Origin of the sequence: Pseudomonas sp. RGB, assembly GCF_007713445.1 — a bacterium.
In the GTDB taxonomy this organism is placed as follows: domain Bacteria; phylum Pseudomonadota; class Gammaproteobacteria; order Pseudomonadales; family Pseudomonadaceae; genus Aquipseudomonas.
In genome coordinates, this window is record NZ_VMSH01000005.1 from 210894 (window position 1) to 223939 (window position 13046).

At 59.2% G+C, this 13046-nt stretch carries 11 protein-coding genes; 6 read left to right on the forward strand and 5 right to left on the reverse strand.

Annotated elements, in window-relative coordinates:
* Positions 1-73: 73 nt before the first annotated feature.
* On the reverse strand, positions 74-2125 hold the full coding sequence (metG, locus tag FPT15_RS13085) for a methionine--tRNA ligase (protein WP_145161581.1): 2052 nt from the start codon (positions 2123-2125) through the stop codon (positions 74-76).
* Between the two features lie 172 nt (positions 2126-2297).
* On the opposite strand from metG, the gene apbC reads away from it, so the two are divergent.
* Complete coding sequence (gene apbC, locus FPT15_RS13090) at positions 2298-3392, forward strand: iron-sulfur cluster carrier protein ApbC (protein ID WP_145161584.1); 1095 nt, start codon at positions 2298-2300, stop codon at positions 3390-3392.
* A gap of 499 nt (positions 3393-3891) precedes the next feature.
* Here apbC and fdxA read toward each other — a convergent pair whose 3' ends face one another.
* The 4 genes from fdxA to FPT15_RS13110 form a co-directional block, all read right to left on the reverse strand.
* Positions 3892-4215 carry a ferredoxin FdxA gene (gene fdxA / locus FPT15_RS13095; protein WP_003208688.1) on the reverse strand — a complete coding sequence of 108 codons (324 nt, stop codon included), beginning with the start codon at positions 4213-4215 and terminating at the stop codon, positions 3892-3894.
* 142 nt (positions 4216-4357) lie between these two features.
* Positions 4358-6949 (reverse strand): DNA mismatch repair protein MutS, encoded by a 2592-nt coding sequence (mutS, locus tag FPT15_RS13100; protein WP_145161586.1) that lies wholly within the window; start codon positions 6947-6949, stop codon positions 4358-4360.
* A 320-nt stretch (positions 6950-7269) separates the two neighbouring features.
* Positions 7270-7551: a DUF3077 domain-containing protein gene (locus FPT15_RS13105; RefSeq protein ID WP_145161589.1), complete on the reverse strand. Its 282-nt coding sequence runs from the start codon at positions 7549-7551 to the stop codon at positions 7270-7272.
* Between the two features lie 669 nt (positions 7552-8220).
* A complete protein-coding gene (locus FPT15_RS13110) occupies positions 8221-9843 on the reverse strand; it encodes a methyl-accepting chemotaxis protein (protein WP_145161592.1) in 1623 nt (540 codons plus the stop codon).
* 379 nt (positions 9844-10222) lie between these two features.
* Between FPT15_RS13110 and FPT15_RS13115 the strand changes: the two genes are divergently transcribed.
* From FPT15_RS13115 to FPT15_RS13135, 5 genes are all read left to right on the forward strand, one after another.
* Positions 10223-10957: an XRE family transcriptional regulator gene (locus FPT15_RS13115; protein WP_145161595.1), complete on the forward strand. Its 735-nt coding sequence runs from the start codon at positions 10223-10225 to the stop codon at positions 10955-10957.
* Complete coding sequence (locus FPT15_RS13120) at positions 10936-11262, forward strand: hypothetical protein (RefSeq protein WP_145161598.1); 327 nt, start codon at positions 10936-10938, stop codon at positions 11260-11262. The genes FPT15_RS13115 and FPT15_RS13120 overlap by 22 nt, the downstream gene beginning before the upstream one ends.
* A gap of 290 nt (positions 11263-11552) precedes the next feature.
* Complete coding sequence (locus FPT15_RS13125) at positions 11553-11891, forward strand: phage holin family protein (protein ID WP_106577252.1); 339 nt, start codon at positions 11553-11555, stop codon at positions 11889-11891.
* 23 nt (positions 11892-11914) lie between these two features.
* Complete coding sequence (locus FPT15_RS13130; protein ID WP_145161601.1) at positions 11915-12430, forward strand: hypothetical protein; 516 nt, start codon at positions 11915-11917, stop codon at positions 12428-12430.
* 3 nt (positions 12431-12433) lie between these two features.
* Positions 12434-13045, forward strand: coding sequence for a phage baseplate assembly protein V (locus FPT15_RS13135; RefSeq protein WP_145161604.1), 612 nt, complete (start codon positions 12434-12436; stop codon positions 13043-13045).
* Position 13046 lies beyond the last annotated feature (1 nt).

Consider the following 13046-nt stretch of genomic DNA (forward strand, 5'->3'; position numbering starts at 1 on the left):
AGGTAGAACCGGGTGTTTGGTTTAGGGGCCGCTACGCGCCCCAACGCGGGGCAAGCCCGCTCGCCACATCGTTTTACTTGATCCGTTGACCCGGTTTGGCACCGCTATCAGGGCTCAACAGGTAGATCTCTTCACCGCCAGGGCCCGCCGCCATCACCATGCCTTCGGAAATACCGAACTTCATTTTCCGTGGCTTGAGGTTGGCAATCATCATGGTCAGGCGACCGTCGAGCTTGGACGGGTCCGGGTAAGCGCTCTTGATCCCGGAGAATACGTTGCGTTGCTCATCACCGATGTCCAGGGTCAGGCGCAGCAGCTTGTCGGCACCTTCCACGGCTTCGGCCTTGATGATCAGCGCAACGCGCAGGTCAACGGCGGCAAAAGCATCGAAGTCGATTTCTGGGGAGAGCGGGTCTTTGGCCAACTCGCCATTGCCGGCCGGTGCCGATTCGCCGGTGTCGGTCTGGCTGGCGACCAGGTCTTCTTTCGAAGCATCGGTCATCGCCTGCACCTTGACGGGGTCGATACGGGTCATCAGCGGCTTGAACTCGTTCAACTGATGGTTGCTGAGCAAGGTGGCGTGGTCGTTCCAGGTCAGTGGCGCGACGTTGAGGAAAGCCTCGGCGTCAGCGGCCAGCAATGGCAACACCGGCTTGAGGAAGATCACCAGCTGGCGGAACAGGTTGACGCCCGTGGCGCAGATCGCCTGAACTTCAGCTTGCTTGCCTTCCTGCTTGTTCAGCGACCACGGCGCCTTATCGGCGATCCAGGCATTGGCACGGTCGGCCAGGCCCATGATTTCGCGCATGGCGCGGGCAAAGTCGCGCGCTTCATAGGCGTCGGCAATGCTTGGCGCGGCGGCCAGGAAGGCCTCGGTCAGTTCCGGTGCGGCGTTCTCGGCCACCAACAAACCGCCATTACCCTTATGGATAAACCCGGCGCAACGGCTGGCGATGTTGACGACTTTGCCCACCAGGTCCGAGTTGACCTTCTGTACGAAGTCTTCCAGGTTCAGGTCGAGGTCGTCGACGCCACGGCCCAGCTTGGAGGCGTAGTAGTAGCGCAGGTATTCCGGCGACAGGTGGTCCAGGTAGGTGCGCGCCTTGATAAAGGTGCCACGGGACTTGGACATTTTCTGGCCGTTGACCGTCAGGTAACCGTGCACGGCGATGCCGGTTGGTTTGCGGTAGCCCGACCCTTCAAGCATCGCCGGCCAGAACAGGGCGTGGAAGTTGACGATGTCCTTGCCGATGAAGTGATACAGCTCGGCGGTGGAATCCTTGGCCCAGAACGCATCGAAGTCCAGCTCCGGCGTGCGGTCGCACAGGTTCTTGAAGCTGGCCATGTAACCGATTGGCGCGTCCAGCCACACATAGAAGTACTTGCCCGGCTCGTCCGGGATCTCGAAGCCGAAATACGGCGCATCGCGGGAGATGTCCCACTGCTGCAGGCCGGCATCCAGCCATTCGGCGATCTTGTTGGCCACGGCGTCTTGCAGGGTGCCGCTGCGCGTCCAGGTTTGCAGCATCTGCTGGAAGTCCGGGAGCTTGAAGAAGAAGTGCTGGGAATCCTTGAGCACCGGAATGGCGCCAGAGATGGCCGAGCGCGGGTTCTTCAGGTCAGTCGGTGCATAAGTGGCACCGCACTTCTCGCAGTTGTCGCCGTACTGGTCCTCAGTGCCGCATTTCGGGCAGGTGCCCTTGATGAAGCGGTCGGCCAGGAACATTTTCTTTTCCGGGTCGAAATATTGCGTGATCGAACGCGTGGCAATGTGCCCGGCGTCGCGCAAGCGCGTGTAGATCAGGCTCGACAGCTCGCGGTTTTCGTCGGAGTGGGTCGAGTGGAAATTGTCGAAATCAACCAGGAACTCGGCAAAGTCGGCGCTGTGTTCAGCCTGCACATTGGCGATCAGTTGTTCCGGGGTGATCCCTTCCTTTTCGGCGCGCAACATGATGGCCGATCCGTGGGCGTCGTCTGCGCAGACATAAATGCATTGATTGCCGCGATGCTTCTGGAAGCGCACCCACATATCGGTCTGGATGTACTCAAGCATATGGCCAAGATGGATAGAACCATTGGCATAGGGCAGGGCGCTGGTGACGAGGATCTTGCGTGGCTCGGACATGGGGCTCGGCTACTTGATGAAACGGAGGTCGGCCACTATAAAGCGCCGGGAAATATATTTCACCCCGTGGCGCTGTTTCTGAATCTTCCCGGGGCGCGAAAGCATGCCGCTTGGCGGCTGGAACGGTTAGGATAGCCGCCTGTTTCAGTCAGTCTTTTTTCGGGAGTAGCCCATGAGCGCCGTCAATCGCGCAGCGGTGGAAGCCGTTCTTCGCCAATACACCGACCCCTATTTGAACCAGGACCCGGTCAGCGCCGGTTGTGTACGAGCCATCGACGTGCAGGGCGACCAGGTCTCGGTCCAGATGGAGCTGGGTTATGCCGCCGGCCTGTTCAAGAGCGGTTGGGCGCAGATGCTGCAAATGGCCATCGAGGGTCTCGACGGTGTGCGTTCGGCCAAGGTCGACATCCAGTGTGTGATCGCCGCGCACAAGGCCCAGGCGCAGATTCCAGGCTTGGCCAACGTCAAGAACGTGGTCGCCGTGGCATCCGGCAAGGGCGGCGTGGGCAAATCCACCACGGCCGCCAACCTCGCACTGGCGCTGGCCCGCGAGGGGGCCCGCGTTGGCATTCTCGACGCCGACATTTATGGCCCAAGCCAAGGCGTGATGTTCGGTATCGCCGAAGGCACCCGCCCCAAGGTCAAGGATCAGAAGTGGTTCGTGCCGATTGAATCGATGGGCGTCGAGGTCATGTCCATGGCCTTCCTCACCGATGACAACACGCCGATGGTGTGGCGCGGGCCGATGGTGTCCGGCGCCTTGCTGCAATTGGTCACCCAGACCGCCTGGGGCGACCTGGATTACCTGGTGATCGACATGCCGCCAGGCACCGGCGACATTCAGCTGACCCTGGCGCAGAAAGTCCCGGTGGCCGGCTCGGTGATCGTGACCACGCCCCAGGATCTGGCGCTGCTGGATGCGAGAAAAGGCGTGGAGATGTTCCGCAAGGTCAACATCCCGGTGCTGGGCGTCGTGGAAAACATGGCGGTGCACATCTGCTCCAATTGCGGGCATGCCGAGCACCTGTTTGGCGAAGGCGGCGGTGAGAAGCTGGCCACGCAATACGGCGTTGAAGTGCTGGCCTCATTGCCGCTGGCGATGGAGATTCGTGAACAGGCTGACGGCGGCAAGCCCACCGTGGCGGCTGAGCCCGATGGGCAGATCGCTATGATCTATCAGGAGTTGGCCCGTCATGTAGGCGCGCGCATCGTCCTGCAGGAAGCGGCTGCGCCGGCAATGCCGACGATTACGGTCAGCGACGACTGATCAGCCTGAAGGAAAAGAAGCCTCGACAGTGTCGGGGCTTTTTCTTGCCCGCAGGGTGGTGAGCCGGGCGCTGTTGCGCTTTTACGCATTTGCGCGTGTAAGCATTCGCTTACTTTTTCGTAAGTGTTTGGGTTTTTTACCGGGCGTGGACATCTCGAAATGGCGAGAGACTTTTCTATCTTGTTGAAATATAACAATTAATTATTTTTGTTTTGGCGATGAAGCTCTTCGGGGTAACCGTTGGATCCCGTTGAACTTCCCTTGGAACTCTCTAACATCAGCCCTGTGTCCACGGATTGACACAGCCATCAAGGAACGATGGTTGAAGGAACGTCGCAGGATGCGATTCATCAGGATGATGAAAAAGGAATACAGGGACTAGGGAAAAAATGTGGGCGGGTCATACCGCCCCTTTTTTTTTGCCTGTAGAAAAGTAAAACCCGCCCCGCAGAAACGCAAAAAGGCCCGCAAGGGGCCTTTTTTATTGGGCGACGGCGCTTCAGCGCTCGAGGTCTGCAATCTTGCCCTTTTTGCCATCCCACTCCGCTGCATCCGGCATCGGATCCTTGCGTTCGGTGATATTGGGCCAGATTTCCGCCAATTCGACGTTCAACTGAATGAATTCCTGCATCTCTGCCGGGACTTCGTCCTCGGAGAAAATAGCGACGGCCGGGCATTCTGGTTCACACAGGGCGCAGTCGATGCACTCATCCGGATGGATAACCAGGAAGTTCGGGCCTTCGTAGAAGCAGTCCACCGGACACACTTCGACGCAGTCGGTGTACTTGCACTTGATGCAGTTGTCGGTAACGACGAAGGTCATTTCTAATTCTCTCCTCAGGCGGCGGCAGCGAAACCCCTTGTGGTGGGGCTCGCGAGGTTCGGGAGCGATAGTCTGCAGGCCAGGCTAAAAGCCCGCAGCATCCCAAACCGCGCGAGATTCTATCAGCTTGCAAGCGTCTGCGTTATATCCGAACTTGCAGTGCATATAACATTTCTAGCGCTTTACGCGGGGTCAGGCCGTCCAGGTCAAGCTTGGCCAGTTCATCCAGCACCGGGTGAGGCAGGCTGGCGAACATGTCACTCTGGTGCGGCGCGGCCGGTTTGCTGCTGGCTTTTTTCGGGCTTGCCACCACGGTTTCATGGGGCAAGGCCGTGGTTTCCAGGCGGCTCAGGTGCTCGCGAGCGCGGGTGATCACATCGCCTGGTACACCGGCCAACTGCGCAACGGCCAGGCCGTAACTCTGGCTCGCCGGCCCTGGCAGCACGTGGTGCAGAAACACGATACGTTCGTTGTGCTCAGTGGCATTGAGATGCACGTTGGCCACCAGCGGCTCGCTTTCCGGCAGCACGGTCAGCTCGAAATAGTGCGTGGCGAACAATGTATAGGCGCGCAAATGCGCCAATCGCTCGGCCGCCGCCCAGGCCAGCGACAGCCCGTCGAAGGTGCTGGTGCCGCGGCCGACTTCGTCCATCAGCACCAGGCTGCGTTCGGTCGCGTTGTGGAGGATGTTGGCGGTTTCGCTCATTTCCACCATAAAGGTCGAACGGCCACCGGCCAGGTCATCGCTGGAACCGATCCGCGTGAAAATGCGGTCGACCAGCGACAGCTCGCAACTGGCCGCCGGCACAAAGCTGCCGATATGCGCCAGCAGTACGATCAACGCGGTCTGGCGCATGTAGGTGGATTTACCGCCCATGTTCGGACCGGTGATCACCAGCATGCGGGTGTCGTCATCCAGCGACAGGTCGTTGGCGACGAACGGCGTGGTCAACACCTGCTCCACCACCGGGTGACGCCCCTGCACGATGCGCATGCACGGCTCGCTGACAAACCGCGGGCAGTTCAGGTCAAGGTTCAGCGCGCGCTCGGCCAGGTTGCTCAACACATCCAGTTCCGCCAGGGCCGCGGCGGTGTCCTGCAGCGGCGCCAGACGGCTGATCAAGTCTTCGAGCAGGGCTTCATAGAGCATTTTCTCGCGCGCCAGGGCGCGGCTCTTGGCCGACAGCGCCTTGTCTTCAAACGCTTTGAGCTCCGGCGTGATGAAACGCTCGGCACCTTTGAGCGTTTGGCGACGCTGATAGTCGATTGGTGCCGACTCGGCCTGCTTGCTCGGCAACTCGATAAAGTAGCCGTGCACGCGGTTGTAACCGACCTTCAAATTGGCCAGGCCGGTGCGGGCTTTTTCGCGAGCTTCCAGGTCGATCAGGAATTGCCCGGCGTTTTCGCTCAGCGATTGCAGTTCATCCAGCTCGGTGTCGTAACCGGTTTTCAGCACGCCGCCGTCACGGATGATCGCCGGCGGGTTGTCGATGATGGCTTTTTCCAGCAGCGCCGCGAGGTCCGGGTAAGTGCCGGCGGTCACGGCCAGTTGTTGCAGGTGCGGCGTGTCGAGGTGGGCCATCGCCGCTTGCAGCTGCGGCAGCGCGCTCAAGGCATCGCGCAGACGCGCCAGGTCGCGCGGCCGCGCATTGCGCAGGCCGATCCGCGCCAGGATGCGCTCGATATCGCCGATTTCCTTCAGCTGCGGCTGCAGCGTTTCAAAGCGATAGCCATCCAGCAGGCAGGTAATAGAGGTTTGGCGCGCTTGCAGCACGGTCAAATCCCGCAGCGGCCGGTTCAGCCAGCGGGTCAGCAAGCGGCTGCCCATGGCGGTCTGGCAACGGTCCACCACCGATTGCAGCGTGTTGTCGCGGCCACCGGCCAGGTTGGTGTCCAACTCGAGGTTGCGACGGCTGGCGCCATCAAGCACCACGGTGTCGTCCAGGCGCTCATGGTGCAGGCTGCGCAAATGCGGCAGGGCGGTGCGCTGGGTTTCCTTGGCATAACCAAGCAGGCAACCGGCGGCGCCGATGGCCAGGGTCAGGGTTTCGCAGCCGAAGCCTTTGAGGTCTTGCACCGAGAACTGCTGGCACAGACTTTTCAGCGCTGAATCACGCTCAAAGTCCCACGGCGCACGACGCTTGGTCCCACGACGCTTTTCTGCCGGCAAGTCCTTCGGCCAATCATCCGGAATCAACAACTCCACCGGGTTGATGCGCTCAAGCTCCGCCAGCAGGTTCTCCCAGCCCTTGATTTCCAGCACGCTGAAATTGCCGCTGGTGATGTCCAGCACCGACAGGCCGAACAAACGCTCATCGCCCAACACCGCCGCGATCAGGTTGTCACGGCGCTCGTCCAGCAACGCCTCATCACTCACCGTGCCCGGCGTAATAATGCGCACCACCTGACGTTCCACCGGCCCTTTGCTGGTCGCCGGGTCGCCGATCTGCTCACAGATCACCACCGACTCGCCCAGCTTCACCAGCTTGACCAAGTAGCCTTCCAAAGAATGGTAAGGAATCCCACACATCGGAATCGACTGCCCCGCCGACTGCCCGCGCGCGGTCAAGGTGATGTCCAGCAACTTGGCAGCCTTCTTCGCGTCTTCGTAGAAGATCTCGTAGAAGTCGCCCATGCGATAGAACATCAACTGATCAGGGTGCTGGTTTTTCAGACGCCAGTACTGCTGCATCATCGGCGTGTGGGAGGACAGATCGGAGGTGTTTTTACTCATTGGATAGTAGGCAAATTCGTTGAAAGTGATGGGGCAAAGTGGGCGCGTGGTCCAGTGTCGATCAGTTAAAAGTGCGGACGTCCAAACACAGCAGGTCAAAGGTGGGAGCTGTAGCTCGACAGCTCCCACATTTATCTTCGGTGTCTGCCCAATCGTGGTCGCACAACTGATCGGCATCGGGCGCTTGGCCCAGCATTTGTTGCGATGGGCGCAAGGTTAACACGTGAAGTCGGCCCTTCGCAGGTCGCAAACGACCAGGTAAAACACAAAAAAGGGCGGCGCCTTTATATAAGCGCCGCCCTTTTTTACGGTTGCCCGATTTACTGAATGTTACCGGGCGAATCCAACACCTTCACCACATCATCCACCACCGCTTTCGCCATCTCCTGCAAGTAATGCGACGCCCAGGCGTAACGGTCCGTCTCCTTGGTCATCGCCGCATCTTCTGCGAGCTGCTTGGCGACATGGAGGAGGTCGGAGGCGTGGTGCAAGGCTTCGTGCAGGGCAACACCGCTGTTGACGCGCAATAGAGGTTGGTCGGAGTGGAAGCAGAAGGGGGTGACGCCCAGGGTGGTTAATGCAGACGGATTTGTAGCGGTCATCGGTAAAACTCCCATATCAGTTGAGAGCTACCACGTTCGTTCTCAGGCGAATGGGTGGCAGCTGTGCGCAGGCTGAGAAACCGGAGATACAGGAACCCGGCAGACCCGAAGGTCTCCCACGCACAGCCGCCATTGCACGAATTGTGAGGCGAAAAAAAGCGCCTGCAAATCGGGTTTGGGCGCGCTTGGTGCGCCTGCATCTTGCCGGGTTCTCAGGCCCGATCGCTGAATTGGCAGCGACGGAGGGGAGGGTAGCGTGGTGGTGGGGTGGGCGCAACTGGGAAAAAGGGGAGCCTCTTTGCTTTGCCAGTTGCCAGCGGACCCATGCGGGAGGATACGCCCCGCAAATGATCACCTAACGATAAGAGCCCTGACCTGCGGCCACTTGAAAAGGTTTGGCTGCGCTACTCAATCACCGCGCTCGAAAAAGCGGAGACCCAATTATTGGATCTAACGCAGTTGCTGCCAAAGGTGCCTGGCCAAAAAGCTGTCCAGCATGGCAGCAAAAAAGCATACGTTTCGTCGATTAAGTATCACCGCCGCAAGGTTACACATGCTGAGAGTCTTTGGTCTGAGCATTTGCCCCGTGTAAGGCTATGACCAAATACGGGGCTCGGTCTTCCAACATGGCTGCTCAGCCTGAAGCCGATCTAAACGCTAACGGTCCGACTAAGCACTCAGGCGTGCCGTCACTTCGTTCAACTGCCCTGACAACCCGTGAAGGTTGCGGCTTGCCGCTTCGGTGCGCTGCATATTGTCCAGGTTGGTACTGGCAATCGTGGTGATTTCGGTGAGGTTGCGCGAGATGTCTTCCGCCACCGAGGTTTGCTCTTCGGCGGCGGTGGCAATCTGGCGGTTCATGTCGCGAATGGCTTCTACGGCATGGGTGATGCGCTCCAGCATGGCGCCGGCCTCATTCACCTGCGCGACGCTTTCTTCACTGCGCGACTGGCCACTTTCAATCGCCTGAGCTGCGTCCACCGCGCCGGTTTGCACCGTTTGGATGATCTGGTTGATTTCGATGATCGACGCCGCCGTACGCTGGGCCAGGCTTCGTACTTCGTCGGCCACGACCGCAAAACCGCGTCCGGCTTCACCGGCACGGGCCGCTTCGATCGCCGCGTTCAGCGCCAGCAAATTAGTCTGTTCGGCGATGCCGCGAATCACTTCCAGCACCTTGCCGATGCGGCCACTGTCGGTTTCCAGGCGACGGATGACCGTCGCTGTGTTGGCGATCTCGCCACGCATTTGGGTGATGGTGTGAATGGTGCCCCGCATGACTTTTTCGCCCTGCTGTGCGGATTGGTCGGCATCATCGGCTGCGCGTGCGGCATCGGCTGCGTGACGGGCCACTTCCTGGGCGGTGGCGGACATTTCGTTCATCGCCGTGGCCACCTGATCGGTACGGTCGAACTGCTCGTTGGTGCCGCTGGCCATGAGACCCGCGATGGTACTTAACTCGCTACTTGCGCTGTCCAGATCCTTGGCGCTGCGCTGCAAGCGGTTGAAAGTTTCGGCGAGAAAGTCGCGCAAAGTGTTGGCGGCCATGGCCAGTTTGCCCAACTCGTCTTCACGGCTACTGGCCACGCGTTCGGCAAATTTGCCTTGGCTCAGTTGCGCCACGTAGTCGATCAGCTTGCGGATGGGGTCAACCAAGTTACGGTTGATGAGCCACAGGCTCAACAGGCCGATCAACAGACCCGAGGCGAGCATTACGATAATCCCCAACATCACCGTGCGCTTTGCACCCGCGCTGATCAGCGTCGATTGCTCGGTACCCTGCTTGCGCAGTTCGCCGACAAGTTCGCTCATCTGGTCGCTGGTAGCACGGTCGACGCCTTTAACGGCGGCGTCGCCTGCGCTGGGGTCTGCACCCGCGGCGATATAGGCATCGCGACCTTTCTGGTAAGCGCTGCCCAGCTGACGGTGTTCGTCACGCAGGCGTTCGATGCGGGCCTTGAGTTGGCCGTCCAGGCCTTTCTGGTTAGCCAGTTCGCCGAGAATCCCTTGTACATCGCGCTGACGTTCTTCGAATTGCTTCCAATATTTATCCAGGTCTGCCGGCTGCTTGCCCCGTAGTAATACGTTTTTCCATTCCTGCACCTGCACCTTGAATTGCAGGTTGGCCTCGTCGATCAATTGCGAAGTGTGCAGCGGACCTTCGATTAGGTTGGCGTAGTTTTGCACGCCGTTGGACAGCAAATGAAAGCATGCCAAAGCAATCAGCAACATCGCCAACAGGCTGCCGCTCAGCAGCGCGAGGATTTGGGTTCTTAGGGATCTTTGCAGCATCGGATGATACTCATGACAGGAATTAGGTACGCCTGGTTGGGCGTAAAAGACGTCCAAACATCCCTGTCTGCGGTTCCGGTTGTAGCCGGAGCCGCGCAAACTAACACCTGTGGTATCGGCCTTCCAGAGCGGTGCTTGAGACGAGTCCGACCGTCGGTGCCTCATGAATTCTCGGTTATCGTCCTCCCTATAAATAACCTCTTGTTTGAAAATGAGATGAATGACTGCTCTTGGCTGATAGCAGTCTCTCAGACTTTGAAATTGACGAGTGCCTGTGCCCCCGTTACTTACTGACGTGTTGCCTAACGCTTTCTGATTTTGCATAAGTTATGCAAATTAGCATTTGCCAACCCCCAAAACACCCGGCACTATCCGCGTTATGCAAAAACGCAACGTTTCTATCGTCTTAAGAGAACTGCTGGACCGCGACCGGATCTCCCCCACGGAGCTTCACCGGCGTACCGGCGTGCCTCAATCCACACTCTCGCGGATCCTCAGCGGCAAGATCGTTGATCCGTCGGACAAGCACATCTCGCGCATCGCCGAGTATTTTCGCGTCAGCACCGACCACTTGCGCGGGCGCGCGGCGGCGGGGGCTTTGCGCGATGACGGGCGCGACCCGATGCATTCGGAACTCAAGGACATAAGCCTGTGGGATGACGACACGCCCGTTAATGATGACGAGGTGTCGATCCCCTTTCTGCGCGAGGTTGAATTGGCTGCTGGATCAGGAAGATTCGTCATCGAGGAAAGCGAGAAGGCCAGCTTGCGGTTCGGCAAGCGCAGCCTGCGGCATAATGGGGTGCAGTTCGACCAGGCCAAGTGTGTGACGGTGCGCGGCAACAGTATGTTGCCGGTGCTGCGCGACGGCGCCACGGTCGGGGTGAACGCAGGCAAGAGTGGCATTGGCGACATCGTCGATGGCGATTTGTATGCCATCAACCACAATGGCCAGTTGCGGGTGAAACAGCTCTACCGCCTGCCTTCCGGGATTCGTCTGCGCAGTTTCAATCGTGATGAGCACCCGGATGAGGACTACAGTTTCCAGGATATCCAGGATGAGCAGATCAGCATCCTCGGCCATGTATTCTGGTGGGGCATGTACGCCCGTTAACCTCCTTACGTAAGACAAAGCCCGCCAGTGCGCGGGCTTTTTTTCGCCTGCAAAAAACCGGCAAACCCTTCACCTGCAAGGCTGAAAATGCATCCGTGCATTTCGCGCAGAAAAATAAATGCATTTGTGCATTGACTGTATATGCATACATGCATATTCTTCATCTCAAGCCAGCCAACAAGGTGGTGGAGGCGGCAAGGATGCTGCCAAGGAAGACAAGGAAGGCACGCAACATCGGCAAGGACGCCATCGAAGCGATGGCAGGGATGCCAGGCAACACCGGCAAGGATGCCGACGCTCTTTAGTTTCAACGCTTCAAAAACAGGCAGCGATGAACCGGCCTAATAACGGTTCAGAGGGTTGGCAACTGACCCGGGTGTGCAGCGTAAAGCACCAGAAGCAGTTATCCGGCAGACAGGGATCGTGGTCGGAAAAACATCTTAGGAAAGGTCCGTACCGCGCCAGTAGCGCCGAAAGACCGAATCTGGACCGTATTACTGAAAAGCCCGGGCGACCGGGCTTTTTGGAATGCCTACCTATCGAAGCATTTGTAAATGAAAAACGGACTATCTATTGCTCAGCCAGGAGGCGTGACATGACAAATGAACAGCAAGCGTTAGCGGAAATGCCTATCTGGCTGGTCATCGTATTGGCAGTGATCGGCGGGGTATCCGGCGAAATGTGGCGCGCCGACAAAGAGGGCGCACGGGGTTGGTCGCTGATCCGCCGTCTGGCCCTGCGCTCCGGGGCCTGCATGGTGTGCGGCGTTTCAGCGCTGATGCTGTGCTACGCCGCCGGCATGTCGATCTGGACGGCCGGCGCCATCGGTTGCCTGACTGCCATGGCCGGTGCCGATGTAGCCATCGGCCTGTATGAGCGGTGGGCCGCCAAGCGCATCGGGATCAACGAAAACTCCCGTCAGGACCCGCAGTAACTGTTGCAAGGACGCTACTTAAAATGACGCTCATCGAAAAGCCCTCTCAACTGCCCCTCGCCATTGGCGAAGCGCTAAAAGCGGCCTTCCCGGACTTGAAGGTCGGCAATCACCAAGACTTTAACGGCGCCGGGGAAAAAACCGGCGTACTGATTACGGTCGAGGGCAATGGCCCCGGCATTCGCTCTCGCGAAGGGCGCAAGGCTCACGCGTTGACCCTTGCGCTCAAGGCCATGGTTGCGCCCGGGGCATTGCCATTTGATGCCTGCGACCTGGCCAGCCAACTTATGGACCTGGTGCTGGATAACCGCTGGAACCTGCCGCAAGCACAGTGTGATTTGCCGATGAATATCGTCGCCGCGCCGTCTGTGCGCACCACGGCGGAAACGGACTACGACACCTGGACCGTTTCGTTCACCCAAACCCTTTACTTGGGACCTGTATTACTCACCGATCCCACAGGCCAACCGCTGTTTGCCCGCACCTGGGAAGTCTCGAACATCAACGACCCCGATCAATACAAACCACTGGCGGAGTAGCCCATGTTCGACGCGCTGTTACGCATGCAACTGGGGCCGATCGTCGAGCGCCTGGTGGAAATGGAAACCCAGCTTGAAGACCTTTACCGACGTGCCGAAAGCTTCTGCCGCATTGGCGTGTGCCAGGAGGTCGACGCCGCCAACAGTACCTGCAAGGTCAGCCACGGTGAGTTGCTCACGCCGGCCATCCGCTTTTTCAACCCCAGCGCCGGTGCACAGACTGAAACGCGCATTCCGTCCGTGGGCGAACAATGCCTGTTGCTCAACTACGGCGGCGGCGAAGGCGGCGGCCAGTCTGTGGCCTTGTTCGGCCTGAACAGTAGTCAGTTTCCGCCGGTCTCCAGCGTTGCCAGCTTGACCCGGCGCCGCCATCAGGACGGCACACAAAGCGACTACGACGACGCCAGCCACACGTTCAACTGGGTCAACGGCCCCACCACATTTACCGGCTCCCGCGAACAGGTCGACATCAAGGTCGGCGCCGCCAGCCTGACCATGAGCGCCCACGGCATCACCCTGCAAATCGGCGGCACCAGCCTGTTGCTCGATGCTGGCGGCGCACACTTCAGCGGCCCCGTGGTGGACCACCAAGGACGCGTCATCAGCCCCCGATAAG

Bases quoted from the DNA above. Each gene is read 5' to 3' on its own strand.
- metG (WP_145161581.1), bottom strand. From the start codon at position 2,125: ATGTCCGAGCCACGCAAGATCCTCGTCACCAGCGCCCTGCCCTATGCC.
- apbC (WP_145161584.1), top strand. From the start codon at position 2,298: ATGAGCGCCGTCAATCGCGCAGCGGTGGAAGCCGTTCTTCGCCAATAC.
- fdxA (WP_003208688.1), bottom strand. From the start codon at position 4,215: ATGACCTTCGTCGTTACCGACAACTGCATCAAGTGCAAGTACACCGAC.
- mutS (WP_145161586.1), bottom strand. From the start codon at position 6,949: ATGAGTAAAAACACCTCCGATCTGTCCTCCCACACGCCGATGATGCAG.
- FPT15_RS13105 (WP_145161589.1), bottom strand. From the start codon at position 7,551: ATGACCGCTACAAATCCGTCTGCATTAACCACCCTGGGCGTCACCCCC.
- FPT15_RS13110 (WP_145161592.1), bottom strand. From the start codon at position 9,843: ATGCTGCAAAGATCCCTAAGAACCCAAATCCTCGCGCTGCTGAGCGGC.
- FPT15_RS13115 (WP_145161595.1), top strand. From the start codon at position 10,223: ATGCAAAAACGCAACGTTTCTATCGTCTTAAGAGAACTGCTGGACCGC.
- FPT15_RS13125 (WP_106577252.1), top strand. From the start codon at position 11,553: ATGACAAATGAACAGCAAGCGTTAGCGGAAATGCCTATCTGGCTGGTC.
- FPT15_RS13130 (WP_145161601.1), top strand. From the start codon at position 11,915: ATGACGCTCATCGAAAAGCCCTCTCAACTGCCCCTCGCCATTGGCGAA.
- FPT15_RS13135 (WP_145161604.1), top strand. From the start codon at position 12,434: ATGTTCGACGCGCTGTTACGCATGCAACTGGGGCCGATCGTCGAGCGC.